The 17,081-nt window shown below is 70.0% G+C and carries 15 protein-coding genes, 1 tRNA gene and 1 pseudogene; 2 read left to right on the top strand and 15 right to left on the bottom strand.

The annotated features are described in order from the left end of the window. Positions 1-54 precede the first annotated feature (54 nt). The 15 genes and pseudogenes from VHA72_RS08680 to VHA72_RS08615 form a co-directional block, all read right to left on the bottom strand. The gene (locus VHA72_RS08680) at positions 55-585 is read right to left on the bottom strand and encodes an Rv1363c family protein (protein WP_325574269.1); all 531 of its coding nucleotides are present in this window, start codon (positions 583-585) and stop codon (positions 55-57) included. Continuing rightward, on the bottom strand, positions 582-1,859 hold the full coding sequence (locus VHA72_RS08675; RefSeq protein WP_325574267.1) for an MCE family protein: 1,278 nt from the start codon (positions 1,857-1,859) through the stop codon (positions 582-584). Before VHA72_RS08675 ends, VHA72_RS08680 begins: the two co-directional genes overlap by 4 nt. Then, the gene (locus VHA72_RS08670) at positions 1,856-3,214 is read right to left on the bottom strand and encodes an MCE family protein (protein WP_325574265.1); all 1,359 of its coding nucleotides are present in this window, start codon (positions 3,212-3,214) and stop codon (positions 1,856-1,858) included. Before VHA72_RS08670 ends, VHA72_RS08675 begins: the two co-directional genes overlap by 4 nt. Beyond that, positions 3,211-4,413: an MCE family protein gene (locus VHA72_RS08665; protein ID WP_325574263.1), complete on the bottom strand. Its 1,203-nt coding sequence runs from the start codon at positions 4,411-4,413 to the stop codon at positions 3,211-3,213. The genes VHA72_RS08670 and VHA72_RS08665 overlap by 4 nt, the downstream gene beginning before the upstream one ends. Before the next feature lie 13 nt (positions 4,414-4,426). After that, positions 4,427-5,419, bottom strand: a complete 993-nt coding sequence (locus tag VHA72_RS08660; RefSeq protein ID WP_325574261.1) for an MCE family protein — start codon at positions 5,417-5,419, stop codon at positions 4,427-4,429. After that, positions 5,419-6,483, bottom strand: a complete 1,065-nt coding sequence (locus VHA72_RS08655; RefSeq protein WP_325574259.1) for an MCE family protein — start codon at positions 6,481-6,483, stop codon at positions 5,419-5,421. The genes VHA72_RS08660 and VHA72_RS08655 overlap by 1 nt, the downstream gene beginning before the upstream one ends. A 26-nt stretch (positions 6,484-6,509) precedes the next feature. Next, positions 6,510-7,670 carry an MCE family protein gene (locus VHA72_RS08650; protein WP_325574257.1) on the bottom strand — a complete coding sequence of 387 codons (1,161 nt, stop codon included), beginning with the start codon at positions 7,668-7,670 and terminating at the stop codon, positions 6,510-6,512. A gap of 10 nt (positions 7,671-7,680) precedes the next feature. Continuing rightward, a complete protein-coding gene (locus VHA72_RS08645) occupies positions 7,681-8,523 on the bottom strand; it encodes an ABC transporter permease (RefSeq protein ID WP_325574271.1) in 843 nt (280 codons plus the stop codon). Positions 8,524-8,533: 10 nt separating this feature from the next. After that, positions 8,534-9,307 (bottom strand): MlaE family ABC transporter permease, encoded by a 774-nt coding sequence (locus VHA72_RS08640; RefSeq protein ID WP_325574255.1) that lies wholly within the window; start codon positions 9,305-9,307, stop codon positions 8,534-8,536. A gap of 190 nt (positions 9,308-9,497) precedes the next feature. Next, on the bottom strand, positions 9,498-10,505 hold the full coding sequence (selD, locus tag VHA72_RS08635) for a selenide, water dikinase SelD (protein ID WP_325574253.1): 1,008 nt from the start codon (positions 10,503-10,505) through the stop codon (positions 9,498-9,500). A gap of 4 nt (positions 10,506-10,509) precedes the next feature. Further along, entirely contained in the window at positions 10,510-11,460 is a 951-nt protein-coding gene (gene nrfD / locus VHA72_RS08630) for an NrfD/PsrC family molybdoenzyme membrane anchor subunit (RefSeq protein ID WP_325574251.1), read from the bottom strand. After that, positions 11,457-12,350, bottom strand: coding sequence for a 4Fe-4S dicluster domain-containing protein (locus VHA72_RS08625; RefSeq protein ID WP_325574250.1), 894 nt, complete (start codon positions 12,348-12,350; stop codon positions 11,457-11,459). The genes nrfD and VHA72_RS08625 overlap by 4 nt, the downstream gene beginning before the upstream one ends. Beyond that, positions 12,347-15,037, bottom strand: a pseudogene (gene fdh / locus VHA72_RS08620) (formate dehydrogenase); the annotation flags it as partial. The gene VHA72_RS08625 and the pseudogene fdh, both read right to left, overlap by 4 nt. 12 nt (positions 15,038-15,049) lie before the next feature. Further along, positions 15,050-15,613, bottom strand: coding sequence for a hypothetical protein (locus VHA72_RS16560; RefSeq protein ID WP_524538587.1), 564 nt, complete (start codon positions 15,611-15,613; stop codon positions 15,050-15,052). A gap of 16 nt (positions 15,614-15,629) precedes the next feature. Further along, positions 15,630-16,214, bottom strand: coding sequence for a hypothetical protein (locus tag VHA72_RS08615; RefSeq protein ID WP_325574246.1), 585 nt, complete (start codon positions 16,212-16,214; stop codon positions 15,630-15,632). 127 nt (positions 16,215-16,341) lie between these two features. On the opposite strand from VHA72_RS08615, the gene VHA72_RS08610 reads away from it, so the two are divergent. Then, positions 16,342-16,436, top strand: a tRNA-Sec gene (locus VHA72_RS08610). A gap of 116 nt (positions 16,437-16,552) precedes the next feature. Continuing rightward, a partial coding sequence (locus VHA72_RS08605) for an L-seryl-tRNA(Sec) selenium transferase (protein WP_524538586.1) occupies positions 16,553-17,081 on the top strand: 529 nt, incomplete at its 3' end.

Genomic DNA, 17,081 nt, shown 5'->3' with positions numbered 1-17,081 from the left:
CTCATGCGGCGTCCCCGTTCGGAGCGGGGCGAAGCGAGCATCCGAAGGCGGCGCTCATGACACACCCGCCAGGTTCGACATCTTCCAGCCACTGCCGGTCTTGGTGAGCGTGACGACGAAGCGGTACTGATCGCAGCGCGCCCCGGCGTGCGGACACGTCTTGGTCGCCTTCTGCTGGGCGGTGGAGGTGTTCGCCACCACCACGTCGGCGGCGACCAGGGCGGTCGCGGTGGAGCCGGAGACCTTGTTGACGCCGACGTACCGCACCCTGCCGGTCGACTTCGCCTGGGCCTGCTGGGCGGCGGCCTTGAGGTCGGTGGAGGTGGCGGCGTACTGCGTCTTGAACGTGCCCGTCGCCAGCGACTCGACCTTCTTGATGCGTGCGTCCATGTCCTGGTAGTCGACGTCGAGGAAGGCCAGCACCGACCGGCTGGCGGCCTGCTGCACGTCGCCGTAGCGGTCGATCTGCCGCTGCGCATGCGTCGTCCAGGGCAGCACCTTGTTGCCCCCGACCAGCACCACCACCACGGCGATGAGGACGAGCGCCAGCAGTGCGGCCAGCGCCGCGTTGATCGTCTTCGTCACGAGACCCCGCCCACCAGCGCCTCGAAGCTCTTCAGCACGGACAGGGGTCCGTCGCCGTCACCAGGTGTCACCGTCACCGTCTTCCCGTCGCCGAGATCCGTCTCCCCCGTCGAGGCATCGTACGGCGCGATCCGGTACGTCGTACCTCCGTCGTCGGCGACCTTCGGGGCCATGTTCACGCCCCGCTGCGTGATCGGATCCGGACCCGTGTAGCCCGGCTGGGCACGCGGGTCGGTGCACGTGGCCGGGTACGTCGGCGGGTCGCTCATGTCGGTGCCGGGCAGCCACTGCGAGCTGGGCAGGTAGCCCTGGGTGCAGTCCGGAACGGTGTAGGTCAGCTGCATGTTGAGGTGGCCGTAGCCGTCGCCGGGCGTGCCCACGAAGCCGTTGGCGACCATCATCGGGAACGTCACCAGGGTCTGCTCGAGTGCGGGCAGCCGGGCGGTGAGCACCTGGTTGACCGTGGCCAGGTTGGCGATGAAGACCGGCAGCACCGGCTGCAGGCCCTGCACCAGCGAGTCGACCTGCTTCACTGTCGCCGGTCCGCCCTGCAGGATCTGGCGCAACTGCGGGTCGGAGGCCTTCAGCGCGTGCGTGACCTGGGCGAGCCCCTGCGCGAAGCTGGCGATGTCGTCGCTGTGCGCCTGCTGGGTGGCGAGCACCTGCTGGCTGCTGTCGAGCAGGTCGATGGTGGCCTGCTCGTGCTTGCTGGCCTGGTGCACCAGGTTCTGGCCGGAGTCGACCAGGGTGCGCAGGTTGGCCGCGTTGCCGCGGAACATGTCGCCGAGCTCGGCGACCACCGTCTGCAGGTCGGTCGCCTTCACCGAGTCGGTGAAGCCGCTGACCTTGGTCAGCAGGTCGTCGGTCGACTGCGGCAGCGCGGAGGCGCCGGCGCTGATCCGGTCGCCCTGGCCGAGATACGGGCCGCCGGTGTGGGTGGGCAGGAAGTCGAGGTACTGCTCCCCCACGGCTGACAGGTCCGAGACCCGGACGGTGGCGTCCTGCGGGATCCGGGTGCCCTGCTGCAGCTGCACCCGCACACGTACGCCGGACCTGGTCAGCGTCATGCCGCTCACCTTGCCGACCTTGACGCCGCGGTAGTCGACCTCGCTGCCGACGTAGAGGCCACCGGAGCCGGGCAGGGACACGTCGACGGCGAAGCCCCGGCCGAGTACCCGGTCGACGACGCCGAGGTAGGAGGCCGCGACGTACACGATGCCGACGCAGGCGATGACCAGGAACGTCAACAGCCGGACCTTGACCGAGCGGGTCACCTCGCACCTCCCCGGGTGCCCAGCAGCGCGCTGGTCAGGGCACCGATGCCCGAGGGCGGCTGGCTGCCGTCGCCGCCGAGCAGGCCGGTCACGGTGCCGGTGAGCTGCTGGGTCAGGCTCTGCAGCGTGGCGCCGGTATTGGGCAGATCGGGGATCTGCGGCGTACTCGGGGTGGCGGTGCTGCCACTGCGTGCCGTGCTCGGCAGCACCGAGCCCTTGCCGACCATCGAGCACACCATGTCCAGGCCGGTGAGCTGGCACAGCGCCTTGACCAGCGGCTGGATCTGCGCGCAGTCGCTGCTGTAGGTGCCGCACAACTGCAGCACCTGCGGCAGGCCGGTGTTGCCGCCGGTCGCGAGGCCCTTGAGCAGCTTGCCGAGGTCGAAGTCCATGTGGAACAGCGCGTTGGAGTAGTCGCCCATCGCCAGGTTCGCCGCCTCCTTGGGGAACGGGAAGCTGGCCGCCATCATCAGGCCACGCGGCAGCGAGTCGCCGGCCTGCGCCAGCTTGGTCAGCGTCGGTTTGAGATGGCGCAGCGCGGCGGTGACATTGGCGCCGCTCTCGTTGATCACCCGGGTGGCGACGGTGCCCAGATGGTCGAGCGAGTCGAGCATCGTCATCAGGTCCCGGTGCTGCTGATCGAGCACCTCGAGCGCCGGACCGAAGGAGTCGAGGGCCTGGGCCACGGTGTCCTTCTCGGCGTTCAGCGTCGAGGTCAGCCGGTTGACCTGGTCCATCGCCGCGACGATGTCGTTCTTCTCCGCGTCCAGCGACCCGACCATGGTGTTGAGCTGAGCCAGCACGTCGCGGATGTCGTCGGTGCGGCCGTCCATCATGTTGTTGAGCTCGGTGCTGATCGTCTTGAGCTGGCCCACGCCGCCGCCGGCGAGCAGCGAGGACAGCGCGCCGAGCACCTCCTCCACCTCGGGGTTGCGGGTGGTGCTCGACATCGGGATGAACGCGCCGTCCTTCAGCCGACCCTTCGCCGCGACGGTCGAGCCGGCGGGCGCCTCGAGGGCGATGTACTTCTCCCCCAGCAGGCTGGTCTGGCGCACGTCGGCGACAGCGTCGGCGGGGAGCACGATGTCCTTGCGGACGGTCATCGTGACGCGCGCGTGCCAGCCGACCCGCTTGACGGAGTCGACCTGCCCGACGGGGACGTCGTTGGCCATCACCAGCGTGCGCGGCACGACGTCGACCACGTCGGCGAAGTCGGCGGTGACCCGGTAGCCGTCCGAGGCGCCGACCTGCTTGCCGGGCAGCGGCAGGTCGTAGGCCTGGATGCCGCCACAGCCGGACAGCCCGACCAGCGCCACCACCAGTGCGGTGGCCAGGAGAAGGATCCGGGGCCTCACTTCTTCGCCCCCTTCGTGGCGCCACCGACCATGCTCTGCACCTGCGAGGCGAGCGAGGACAGGCTGCTGGTTCCGTTGGTGACCAGGCTCGGTACGCCGAGGTTCGTCAGCCCGGCCCCGACGCTGGAGGTCAGGCTGTTGGGGATCAGTGCCTTGAACAGGTCGCAGACCGTGCCGGCGTTCGGCACCTTGTCGTTGGTGACCAGGGCGCACAGGATGCCGGGCAGGTCGGAGCCGGTCGGACCGAGCTGCAGCCGGATGCCCTCGGTTCCGGTGATGGTGTCGAAGGAGTCGGCCAGGTTGCCCAGCCCGAGCGGCGCCAGCTGAAGGGTGGTGGCCAGACTGTCTTTCTGCTGGGCGAGCACGTTGAGCGTCTCGGTGAGCTGCTTGATGTCGCCGACCAGCGCGTCCTTGTTGTCGTGCACGAAGCCGCGGGTCACCGAGACGGCGTCTGCGATTGCGGACAGCGCCTGCTGCAGGTCGCCGCTCTCCCCCGACAGCTGCTGGGAGACCTTGGCCAGGTGGGTCATGAAGCTCTGCACGGTGTCGTCGTTGTCGGCGAGCGTCTGGGTGATCTGGGCGAGCGAGTCGAGGGTGTCGAACAGCTGCGGGGAGTTCTTCGACAGCGTCTGGGCGGCGGCCGAGAGGTTGGCGATCATCTCGTGGCCGGCCTGGCCGTTGCCCTTGAGCGCCTTCGCGCTGGAGGCGAGCAGGTCGTTCAGCGCCCCGGACTTGTTCGCACCGTTGGGCCCGAGCGCATCGGTGAGGTCGGCCAGGCTCTTGTAGATCTGGTCCATCTCCACCGGTACGGCGGTGCGCGACATCGGGATGTCGCCCTTGTCCGGCAGGGTCTTGCCACCGGTGTAGGCCGGCGCCAGCTGGACGAACCGGTCCGCGACCAGCGTCGGGGTCACGATCGCGGCCTTCACCTGCGCCGGCAGCCGGTACTTGGCGTCGTACTCCATGACGACCCTGACGCTCTGACCCTGCGGCGTCACGGAGAGCACCTTGCCGACCCGCACTCCCATGATGTCGACGTCCGAGCCCTTGTAGATGCTCACCGCCTGGGAGAAGTGGGCGGTCACCGTCCGGGTGCTCTGCCCGCCACGGAATGCCGTGACCAGGCCCACGACGAGCAGCAGCACCACCACGAGCACGACGGCCCGCGGCCGGCTGATCTGGCGCAGGAGGGTCGTCATGGCAGCCTCACCCTCACTTCAGCCCCGGCCGGTGCCCGGGCACGAACTCGCCGGTCGCCATGCTGGTGAAGTTGGGGACGTAGGCATCGAACCAGGGGCCGGTGCCGATGATGTTGATCAGGATCGAGGCGTAGGGCCCGTAGTACTTGATCGTGTCGCCGAGCTCCTGCTTGCGGTCGTTGAGGAACGTGATGGCCTTGTCGAGCTGGTCGAGCGCGGGCCCGATCTGCTTCTCGTTGTCCTTGGCCAGGCCGGAGAGCTGGTTGGCCAGGCTGGTGGCGTTGACCAGCAGGCTGTGGATGTCGTCGCGGCGCTGGATCAGCTCGGAGAAGATCTGGTCGCCCTGCTGCATCAGCCCGACCAGGTCGCCCTTGCGCTTGTTGACCAGGTCGACCACGTGCTGGGCGTGGGTGAGCAGGCTGGAGATGTCGGCGTCGCGGGAGGCGATCGTCTGGGAGAGCCTGGCCAGCCCGTCGAAGCTGCCCTTGAGCTGCGGCGAGGCCTGCGAGACCGCGTCGGAGAGGGTGTCGAGCGCGGTGCCGAGCTGGTCGGTGTCGATCGACTCGGTGGTGGTGGTCAGCTCGTCGAGGGTGCCGACGATGTCGTAGCCGGCCGAGGTGCGGGCCAACGGGATGGTCGCGCCGGCGCTGAGCTCGCGGGCACCGCTCGGGCTCGGGTCGAGGTCGAGGTACTTCTCCCCCAGCAGGTTGAGCACCTGGATCGACGCCTTGGTGTCGTCGCCGAGCGTCGCCCCGGAGACGTCGAAGTCGACGATCACCTTGGCGCCGTCGATCCGGATGCCGTCGACCCGGCCGACCCGGATGCCCGCCACCTCGACGCGGTCGCCGACGTGCAGGCCGCTGGCGTCGGTGAACTCGGCGTGGTAGGTCGTACCCCGGAAGCCGGGCAGCTTCTGCACGTTGAAGGCCAGCACCAGGCCGAGCACCAGCGCCATCAGGGTGATGAGCCCCGCCCGGGTGAGCTGCCGTTCGGTACGCCGCGCCATCAGAGGTCACACCTCTTCGCGGTGCTGTAGATCGAGATACTGCTCAGCGCCTTCTGCAGCGCCTTGATCGCCGGCGAGTCGTCCAGCGCCTTGCCCAACGACGGCAGCACGATCTTGGCGTCGAAGTCACAGAGGTAGTAGTTGTACCAGCCGCCGTACGTGCCGATCCGGGCCTGGCGGCGCAGCGTGGTGGGCAGCCGCGCGAGCGTGTCGCTCATGATGGCCTGGTTCTCGGGCTTGTTGAGCGTGGTCATCACGTTCTTCAGCTGCGCGATGTCGGCCTTCGTCGCGGGGCGTACGTCGAGCAGCAGCTTCGCCAGCTGGTCGCTCAGATCCGAGATCTGGTGCACGGAGTCGCCGATGTCGGTCTTGTCCTTGGCCAGGTCGCCCAGCCAGCCGTTGAGCTGGGTGAGCAGCTGGGCCAGCTGCTGGTGGTGGCTGTCGACGGTCTTCAGCGTCGAGGAGAGGTTCGAGATCACCTGGCCGATGAGCTGATCGCGGTCGGCGAGGGTGTTGGTCAGCGAGGCGGTCTCCTGCAGGACGCTGGCGATGGTGCCGCCCTCGCCCTGCAGCACCTGGACGATGTTGAGGGAGAGCTTGTTGACGTCGGCCGGGGTGAGCGCCTGGAAGAGCGGCTGGAAGCCGTTGAACAGCTCGGTGAGGTTGAGCGCCGGCGTGGTCTGGGACACCGGGATCGGCTCGCCGGGCTGCAGGCGCGGGGCGCCAGGCTTGCCCTCGGTGAGCGCGAGGTAGCGGTCGCCGACCAGGTTGAGGTACCGGACCTGGGCCCCGGACGAGGTCGTCATCGGCACGTCCTTGTCGACCCGGAAGGTCACCAGCGCCCGGTTCTGCCCGTAGATCTGGACCTTGCGGACCTCGCCCACCGAGACGCCGGCCACGCGCACGTCGTCGCCCTTCTTCAGCTCGCTCGCACTGGTGAAGATCGCCTGGTACTGGGTCTGCCCGGAGCCGCCCAGGTGCCCCATGATCACCGCCAGCAGCCCCGTCACCAGGACCGAGACGACGGTGAAGACGCCCAGCTTGACCGCCGCAGTGGCGGTCACCAGGTTCCGTCGACGGGTCGCGCTGGTCACTGGCCCACCCGCAGGATGTCGGGGTGCTGCGCCGGGTCGTCCTGGGTCCCGTCCTTGAGGGGCTGGGTCAGCTTCGGCGAGCGTGGGTGCTCCGCGGCCTCGGGCAGCCCGGCGCACCACGGCCCGTGCCCGATCTCGCCGTACTCGGGACGGTCGGCGCGGGTGTAGGCGGGCTTCTGGGTGCCGCCCAGCGTCATGGTCTGGCTGACCCGGTTGTTGCGGAAGATCTGGTTGAGGTTGGCGGTGTACTTGTCCAGCCCCTCCAGCAGGCAGGGGTACTCCGGCGAGTAGGTGTCGAGCAGTTTCAGCAGCGGTACGGCGAGGTTCCCCTCGTCCTGGATGCCCTGCTCGTTGTCGGCCAGCAGCGCGGTGGTGTCGCCGGAGAGTCCGGCGACGCTGTCGAACAGGCCCTTGAGGTTCGCCTGCTCGGCGGTGACGGTGCGTGCCGTGGTGGTGGCGTTGGAGAGGATCTTGACCAGGTCGGGCGCGGCCAGGGCGTAGGTCTGTGCCACATCGGCGAACCGGTTGATGTCCGAGCGCAGCGTGGGCAGGTGGACGTTGAGCGTCTTGAGGTAGCCGTCGAGCTCGGTGATGGTGGCACCGAGGTTGGCGCCGTTTCCGGACAGCGCGGTCGAGAGCGCGGTCAGGGTGCTGTCGAGGTCCTGCGGCCGCACGGCTTCGAGCAGCGGGTAGAGCCGGGCCAGCACCGACTCCAGCTCGACGCTGGTGCGCACCCGCGAGGCCGGGATCACCGTGCCGCTGGTCAGTCCCCGAGTGTCGGGGTGAGCCGGGTCGACGAACTCGACGTACTTCTGCCCGAACAGGGTGGTCGGCATGATGTCGACCGAGACGTTGGCCGGGATCTGCTGGGCGGCCTTGGGCTGCAGGCCGAGCTTGATCACCGCCTCCCTGCCGTCCTGGCTGATGGAGCGGACCTGCCCCACCAGGACGCCGTGCATCCGCACGTCGCCGAACTTCGGCAGCTGCAGGCCGGCACGGTCTGCCTTGATCGTGACCCAGGTGACCTTGGTGAAGACCTTCTGGTAGACCGCGATCGAGAGCGCGACCAGCAGCGCAAGCACGACGACGTAGACCACCCCGGCGACGAGCAGCCGATTGTGCTCGCGGGTGCTGTCGTGGTGGATGTTGGCCAGCATCACGACACCGTCATCCGGTGATCCGCACGGTCGTGGTGGAGCCCCAGATCGCGAAGCTGAGGAAGAAGTCGGCGACCACGACGGTGACGATCGAGGTGCGGATGGCCAGGCCGACCGCGCGCCCCACGCCGGCCGGCCCGCCCGAGGCGGTGTAGCCGTAGTAGCAGTGGACGAGGATGACGGCGATCGCCAAGACGATGAGCTTGAGGAAGGACCACAGGATGTCCTGCGGCGGCAGGAACGCCAGGAAGTAGTGGTCGTAGGTGCCCGCGGACTGGTGGTAGATGAGGGTCGTGATCAGCCGCGGCGAGAGGTACGACGCGCACAGCGCGATCACGTAGAGCGGGATCACCGCGACGAAGCCGGCCACCATCCGGGTGGTGACCAGGTAGGGCACCGACGGGATCCCCATCGACTCCAGGGCGTCGATCTCCTCGCTGATCCGCATCGCGCCCAACCGGGCGGTGTAGCCACAGCCGACCGTGGCGGCGAGCGCGATCGCCGAGACGAGCGGGGCGACCTCACGGGTGTTGAAGTACGCCGAGATGAACGCGGTGAACTTCGCCACCCCGATCTGGCTCAGCGACGCATAGCCCTGGATGCCGACCTCGGTGCCGGCGAAGAACGCCATGAACGCGATCACGCCGGCGGTCCCGGCGATCATCGTCAGCGCGCCCGCGCCGAAGGCGACCTCGGCCAGGATGTTGAACAGCTCGCGGCGATGGTGCACCACCGCCCGCGGGGTAGAGCGCAACGCGCGGACGTAGAACAGCAGCTGGTCGCCGTACTCCTCGATGCGGCGGCGCCGCTCGCGGACGACCGCGCCGCCGACCTGGCCGAGCGTCTGGATCATCGCCATGGCGTCACAACCCGTCCTGCGGAACGACCTGGAAGTAGACCGCGGTGATGAGCGAGTTGAGAACGAACAGCAGCATGAACGCGACGATCACCGACTCGTTGACCGCGCGGCCCACGCCGCTGGGGCCGCCGGCCGCGCGCAGCCCGTTGTGGGCGCCGACGATGGCCGCGAGGAAGCCGAACAGCGCCGCCTTGACCATGCTGATGTAGAGGTCGGGCAGGGAGGCGAGCGCGGTGAAACTGGACAGGAACGCCCCCGCGGAGCCGCCCTGGACCATCACGGTGAAGAAGTAGCCGCCGCCGATGCCCGTGGCGATCACGATGCCGTTGATCATCACCGAGACGAACAGGCAGGCGACCACGCGCGGGGTGACCAGGCGGACGACCGGGTCGATGCCCAGCACCTCCATGGCGTCGATCTCCTCGCGGATCTTGCGCGCGCCCATGTCCGAGCAGATCGCCGATCCGGCGGCGCCGGCGATGATCAGCGCCGCGGCGATCGGCGCCGCCTCGCGCACCACGGCGAGTACGGCGGTGGCGCCGGCGAAGGACTGCGCCCCGAGCTGGCCGGTCAGGTTGCCGACCTGGAGGGAGATCACCGCACCGAACGGGATGCTGACCAAGATCGTGGGCATCAGCGTCACGCTGGTCATGAACCAGGCCTGCTCGATGAACTCGCGGGTCTGGAACCTCGTCGTGAACAACGACTTGGTCACCTCGACCGTCATCAGGCCGATCCCGCCCATGCCCCGCACCAGCGAGGCGAACTGCACGGACATCTGGCACCCTTCCCACGGCCTGGCGGTCGGTCCGCGTGACCCGGGTCACGTCGGCCCGACAAGTAGAACACGTTTCATTTCTGGCGGCAACGACCGCAGGGCGGCCCGTGTCTACTCGCCGGTTTCAACGAGGGCGTGCGGGAAAGGTGATGCCGGTCACCGGCATCCGGGCCGGGCGGCGGGGGCGTCCTCAGCGCACGATGATGGCCGCCTCGGCGGCCGGGATCAGCTCGCCGATGACGGGATGGCCGGGCAGCTCGCCGGCGACGAGCAGCCCACCGGAGGTCTGCGCGTCGGCGAGCAGCAGCAGCTCGTCCTCGTCGACCCGTGACTCCACGTGCGGGCGCACCCAGTCCAGGTTGCGACGGCTGCCACCGGGCACGTAGCCCGCGGCGTACGACGGCCGGGCGGCCTCGAGGTAGGGCACCGCGGCCGCGTCGATCACCGCCGAGACGCCGCTGGCGCGCACCAGCTTGTAGAGATGGCCGAGCAGACCGAAGCCGGTCACATCGGTGGCGCAGACCACGCCGGCGGCCAGCGCCGCCCGGGAGGCCTCGCGGTTGAGGGTCGTCATCGTCTCGACTGCCTCGACGAAGATCTCGCCGGTGGCCTTGTGCCGGTTGTTGAGGATGCCCAGGCCGAGCGGCTTGGTGAGGGTCAGGGGTACGCCGGGCACCCCGGCGTCGTTGCGCAGCAGCCGCGCCGGGTCGGCGACGCCGGTGACCGCCAGCCCGTACTTCGGCTCCGGGTCGTCGATGCTGTGCCCGCCGGCCAGGTGGCAGCCGGCCGCGGCGGACACCTCGGCCCCGCCGCGCAGCACCTCCGCGGCGAGCTCGAAGGGGATCCGGTCCCGAGGCCAGGCCAGCAGGTTGACGGCGACCAGGGGCTCGCCGCCCATGGCATAGACATCGCTGAGCGCGTTGGTGGCGGCGATCCGGCCCCAGTCGTAGGGGTCGTCGACCACCGGCGTGAAGAAGTCGGTCGTCATGACGATCGCCCGGCTCGGCCCGCCGGCGAGGCCGTCCAGGCGGACCACCGCGGCGTCGTCGCCGGTCTCGACCCCGACCAGCAGGTCGTCGCCGACCGGCGGCGTCAGGGCGCCGAGCACCCGCTCCAACTCCCCCGGCGGAACCTTGCAGGCGCAGCCACCGCCGGCGGCGTACTGGGTCAGACGAGGGCGGGGCTCCGCGAGTGTCACACCCTCATCGTGGCACGGACCCGGTCGCGCTCCTCCCCGCGAGCCGTTCGCGCTGCGGGACGACGGTGTACTTCGGGTCGCGGGCCGAGGCGCGGCCCGCCTCGAAGACCGCGAAGCGGAGCGTGGCCGAGCCGGCCACCAGCGCCGCACCACCCAGCCGGCGTACCAGCGCCCCCCGGGTGCCCGTCACGGCACCGACGGCAGTCAGCGCCGCGCCGCCGACGGTGAGCGCCCGCGCCGCCATGGTGAGCTTTCCCGGCAGGCCCTTGCGGTAGGGCTCGGCGAGCATGCCGAGCCGACGCTCCATCAGCACGCTGCCGACGCCCTCGACGACCGCGCCGGCGACCGCCATCCGCGCCGCCGGGCCGTGCTGGTCCGCGGGCGCGCACAGCAGGCCCATGCCGCCCGCGGCCGCCGCGCCGGACGCACCGAAGATGAACGGCAGCTCGCGGTGCGCCTCGTGCCAGGTCGGCACCGCGGTGTTGGCGAACAGGGCGGCGGTGTAGGTCGCCAGCGGCGGCCCGAAGGCTGCCGCGCCCACGCCGGCCAGCCGGCCCAGCCGCGGCAGCCAGCCGGTCACCGCCGACCCGGCGGCGGCCGCCGCCAGCCCGCTGAACGGCGCCAGGATGAACGACCCGACCGACAGCGGCGAGGTCGGCTTGAGCACCCGCAGCATGTTGAGGAACCGCTCGGGCCGGCCGAGGTCGTGGACCAGGAAGACGGTCCCGGCGCCCGCCCCGGCCGCCGCGGTGAGCCGGGCGACCCGCTCCAGGCCGGGCCGGCCGGTCAGGGCCGCGCCCTCGGCGAGCACGGCGGAGGCGCCGGCCATGCCGCCGAGGAAGAGATACAGCGGTACGTCGGGGGTCTTCCAGGTCGGCTCCTTGAGGATCGGCCGGCCGTAGTAGGACTCGAACTCCGGCTCCGGCACCATCGACCGCTCACGGAACGAGCTCATCGTCGCCTCCCCAGGAACGAGGCGACGCCGAGGGCGGCCAGGCCGGCCGCGGCGGCGCCGACGTGCTTCCAGATCGAGCCGATGTCGCGGGTGGTGACCACCGGGTCCGGCGGCAGGCCGTAGACCTCCGGCTCGTCGAGCAGCAGGAAGAACGCGCCGTCACCGCCGACGCCGTCCTCGGGGTCGGCGCCGTACAGCCGGGCCACGTCGACGCCCCGGGCGTGCAGCTCCGCCACCCGGGCGGCCGCCCGCTGCCGCAGCTCGTCGACCTCGCCGAACTGGATCGACTCGGTCGGGCAGGCCTGCGCGCAGGCCGGCGTCTGGCCTTCCTTGAGCCGGTCGTAGCACAGCGTGCACTTGAACGCCCGGCCGTCCTCCTTGCGCAGGTCGATGACCCCGTAGGGGCACGCCGGCACGCAGTAGCCGCAGCCGTTGCACACGTCGGGCTGCACCACCACGGTGCCGAACTCGGTGCGGAACAGCGCCCCGGTCGGGCACACGTCGAGGCAGGCGGCGTGGGTGCAGTGCTTGCACACGTCGGAGGACATCAGCCACTGCATGCCCGAGGCCGCCTGGTCCTCGCCGTGGGGTACGCCGACGCCCGGCATGCCCAGGTCGACCGGTCTGTCGGCGGCCTTCTCGATCGGCTTCTCGATGAAGGCCACGTGCCGCCAAGTGCTCGCGCCCAGCGCCTGGGTGTTGTCGTAGGACATCCCGGTCAACAGGTAGCCGTCGTCGGGCACCTGGTTCCACTCCTTGCACGCCACCTCGCATGCCTTGCAGCCGATGCAGACCGAGGTGTCGGTGAAGAACCCCATCCGGGGCGGGTGGTCGACGTGGCCGGCGTCGCCGGCCACGTCGTCGAGCGGGCCCCACAGTGCGCTGCTCATTCCCGGATGCCTCCCTCGCTCTGGTCGGGCTCACCGGACGGGTCCATGCCGGCCCGGCGCCGGTAGTCGGCGACGTACGCCGTCAGCGCGCGTCCGCGTGGCCGTCGCCCGGGCCGGATGTCGCAGGTGCCCACCTTGTCCTGGATGTAGACGTTGGGATCCATCGTGACGTTGACCAGGTCGTTGGGCGAGTCGCCCCGGCTGATGCCGTTGCCGCCCCAGTGATAGGGCAGCCCGACCTGCTCGATGACCCGGTCCCCCACCCGCAGCGAGCGCAGCCGGTCGGTGACCAGCACCCGCGCCTCGATGGCGGTGCGCCCGGTCACGATGGTGGCCCAGCCGCCGTGCTCCAGGCCGCGCTGGGCCGCCAGCCGCGGCGAGACCTCGCAGAACGGCTCGGGCTGCAGCTCGGTCAGGTAGGGCAGCGTGCGGCTCATCCCGCCGGCGGTGTGGTGCTCGGTGAGCCGGTAGGTGGTGAAGACGTAGGGGAACACGTCGATGAAGCTCGGGTTGAGCGGGTTCGACGCGATCTCCAGCCGCCGCCGGGTCGGATTGCTCTGCTCGCCGTAGAGCGGGTTGTGCATCGGCGACTCCGCCGGCTCGTAGTGGGTCGGCATCGGTCCGTCGGCCAGGCCGACCGGCGCGTACAGCCAGCCCTTCCCGTCGGTCTGCATGACGAACGGGTCCTGGCCGCCGATCGCGTCGGGCCCCTTGGCACCCTCCTCGGGCACGAAGTCCGGCGGCCGGTCGGCGACGAAGTCGGGCACGTCCTTGCCCGTCCACTTGCCCTGTTCGGCGTCCCACCACACGTAGGCCTTGCGCTCGCTCCACGGCGTGCCGTCGGGCGCCGCCGAGGCGCGGTTGTAGAGGATGCGCCGATTGGCAGGCCAGACCCAGCCCCACTCGGCGGCCACCTGGTCCTGCTCCCAGTGCGGCTTGCGCCGGCGGGCCTGGTTGACCTCGTCGGCGTACACGCCGCAATAGATCCAACAGCCGCAGGACGTGGAGCCGTCGGCCTTGAGCTCGGTGTACGACGACAAGGCGGTGCCGTCCGGCCCGGTGCCGTTGATCTCGCGCAGCACCGCCTGCCCGTCCACCTCGCCCTTCTCGTCGGTCGGGTAGTCCCAGGCCAGGTCGAGCAGGGGCCGGTCCATCTCGTCGGTGGAGCCGCGCAGCTTCTCCCTGATCCGGACGCCGAGGTGGTAGTAGAAGTCCAGCTCGCTCTTGGCGTCGCCCGGTGGATCGACGGCCTTGTCGCGCCACTGCAGCATGCGCTGGGTCTGGGTGAACGACCCGGCCTTCTCCACGTGCGAGGCGGCGGGCAGGAAGAACACCTCCGTGCCGATCTCTTCGGTGACCAGCTCGCCGGTCTCGATCTCCGGCCCGTCCTTCCAGAACGTCGCCGACTCGATCATCTGCAGGTCGCGCACCACCAGCCAGTCCAGGTTGGCCAGGCCGAGCCGCTGCATCTTCCCGTTCGCCGACCCGACCGCCGGGTTCTCGCCGACGATGAAGTAGCCCTTCGACCGACCTTCGATCTGGGCCCGCACGGTCGTGTACGACGAGTGGTCTCCGGTCAGCCGCGGCAGGTAGTCGAAGCAGAAGTCGTTCTCCGGGGTGGCCCGGTCGCCCCAGTACGCCTTGAGCAGGCTGACCGAGTAGGAGCGGACGTTGCCCCAGAACCCGGCCTTGCCCTCGTCGTCGCGCACCCATTCCTCCAGGCTCTGGTGCTGGTTGGCGTGGGGCATCGGCAGGTAGCCGGGCAGGATGTTGAACAGCGTCGGGATGTCGGTCGATCCCTGGATCGAGGCGTGCCCGCGCAGCGCCATGATCCCGCCGCCGGGGCGACCGATGTTGCCCAGCAGCAGTTGCAGGATCGAGGCGGTGCGGATCATCTGTGCACCGGTGCTGTGCTGCGTCCACCCGACGGCGTAGCAGAACGCGCTGGTGCGCTCGCGCCCGCTGTTGCCGATCAGCGCCTCGGCCACGCGGCGGAGGTCCTCGGGCGCGATCCCGCACACCTCCTGCACCATCTCCGGGGTGTAGCGCGCGTAGTGGCGCTTGAGGATCTGGAAGACGCACCGCGGGTGTTGCAGTGTCTCGTCCCGGCGACCCTTCCACGGCACCGCCGCACCGCCCGAGCCGTGGCTCTCGGACTGGGCCGCGACGTGGGACTCGCCAGCACGCTCGTTGCCCTCCTCCTGAGACTCCAGCTCCTCCAGCCGCCGCTGCTCGTCGGGGTTGCGGTCCTCGGGCGCCTCGTAGCGCCAGGTGATCGGATCGTAGTGGCCCTTCTCGGGGTCATAGCCGGAGAAGAGGCCGTCGAGATCCTCGGTGTCGCGGAAGTTCTCGTCGATCACGCTGGCCGCGTTGGTGTAGGCCACCACGTAATCGCGGAAGTAGCCCTCGTGTTCGAGCACGTAGTTGATCAGTCCGCCGAGGAAGGCGATGTCCGAGCCCGCCCGGATCGGCACGTGCACATCCGCCAGCGCGGAGGTTCTGGTGAAGCGCGGGTCGACGTGGACGATCGTCGCGCCGCGGCGCTTGGCCTCGACCACCCACTGGAAGCCGACCGGGTGCGCCTCGGCCATGTTCGAACCCTCGATGACGATGCAGTCAGCGTTGCTCAGGTCCTGCAGGTTGGTGGTGGCCCCACCGCGGCCGAACGAGGTCCCCAGACCGGGAACCGTGGAGGAGTGTCAAATACGGGCCTGGTTCTCGATTTGGATCGCACCCATCGCCGTATAGAGCTTCTTCATGAGGTAGTTCTCCTCGTTGTCGAGGGTCGCTCCTCCGAGGCTGGCGATGCCCATCGTGCGGCGAGTGCGCTTGCCGTCCACCTCCCACTCCCAGAACTGCCGCCGGGTCTTGATCACCCGGTCGGCGATCATGTCCATCGCGGTGTCGAGGTCGAGATCCTCCCACTCGGTGCCGTAGGGGCGCCGGTAGCGGACGGTGGTCACCCGGGTGGGGCTGGTGACCAGCTGCTTGCTGGCGCTGCCCTTGGGGCAGAGTCGGCCGCGACTGATCGGACTGGCCGGGTTGCCCTCGATCTGGGTGACCTTGCCGTCCTTGACGAACACCTTCTGCGCGCAGCCGACGGCACAGTACGGACAGACCGAGTCGACCACCTTGTCCGCCTCGGTGGTGCGCGGCGTCAGCGTCTCACTGCGCGGCGACATCGCGGCCTTGCCGCGACCGAGCGGGTCGGTGCCGGTGAGCTGGCGCAGCAGCGGCCAGCCGAGGAAGCTCGGGGTGCCCACGGGTGTGCTCCTGTCCTCAGGCGTGCGGCCAGGTGTAGCCGGAGGTGACATCCAACACGGTAGCGAAGGTCAGGTACATCAACCAGAGCCCCGTGACGATGTGCGCCAGGCCCAGCAACCGCTCTCCGATCGGCGCGCGCACGCTGACGAACAGCTCCGCGACATAGACCCCCGTCAGGCCGCAGAACAGCAGGCCCACCGGCCAGCCGTCCGGCGCCTTGAAGAAGACGATGAGACCCAGCACGGACAGGATGATGAACGCGACCGACATGCCCAGGTTGGGCCTGGGGTCGTTGGCCTGGAAGCGGTTCCAGCCCAGGGCGAACCAGTGGATGCCGTACGCCGAGAAGGCCAGCGCGGCCATGTAGAGCGGCTTGTCGTGGAAGACCTGGAACCAGCTCAGCCCCACGAACAGCAGGATGCCGGTGACCAGCTGGCACAGACCCGGCATGAACAGGCCCCACACCCCCATCGAGCGGTCCACTGCCGGGCTTCGCTCGGGACGACCCGTCAGTTCCTGCGGCCCCCACACCAGATAGCCGGTCCCGAGCCCGAACAGGCCCAACACCACCGGCACGAACGACGACTGTGCGAACTGCACCGCGGCACCTCCTTGGATACGGCCCACCCCGGAGCAGCCCGTACCCCCGCCGGAGTCGCCACATGCTCGTGCCCGGCCCTTCCGCACCGCCCTGCCGCGCCGACCGGCGGCTCACTATGGTTGCCTCGGAGGCGTTTCTCGTCTGGTGACGGGCGCGGTCCTCAAAACCGTAGTGGCCGGGCATCCCGGTCAGGCGGGTTCGATTCCCGTCCGCCTCCGCCAACAGCCGTATGTTCGTCAAGGTATGCAGGTGAACCGTCGCTTCGCGCGCGGCGTTCCGCCGGGGAAGCGCGGGTTGGTCTGCATACCTCGATGAACAGCCGTCACGAGGAGACCCGGTGGAGGACGACCCGCGCCGACGTACGCCGCGCACCGACGCCGTGCTCGCGCTGCCGGAGGTCGCCGCCGCCACGTCGCGGCTGGGGCGCGCCCGGGTGAAGGCGGCCGTCGTCGAGGCGCTGGACGCCTGTCGGGCAGGCAAGATCGAGCCCGCGGAGGTGGCGGCGTACGTACTGGCCGGACTGCCGGCCAGCGCCACCTCGCTGCGCCTGGTCGTCAACGCCACCGGCGTGGTGGTGCATACCAACCTGGGCCGGGCACCGCTGTCGGATGCGGCCGTCGAGGCGCTGACCGTCGCGGCCGGAGCCACCGACGTGGAGCTGGACCTGACCACCGGGCAGCGGGGTCGCCGGGGTGCCGCGGCACTCGCCGCCCTGGCGGCGCGGGTGCCCGATGCCGGCGGTGTGCACGTGGTCAACAACGGTGCCGCCGCCCTCGCGCTGGCCGGCAGCGTGCTGGCCCGCGGGCGCACCGTGGTGATCGCGCGTGGCGAACTGGTCGAGATCGGCGACGGCTTCCGCATCCCGG

The organism is Nocardioides sp., assembly GCF_035547795.1.
Lineage (GTDB): Bacteria > Actinomycetota > Actinomycetes > Propionibacteriales > Nocardioidaceae > Nocardioides.
The sequence above is the reverse complement of the archived record's forward strand: the minus strand, read 5'-3'. Positions and strand labels throughout refer to the sequence as shown.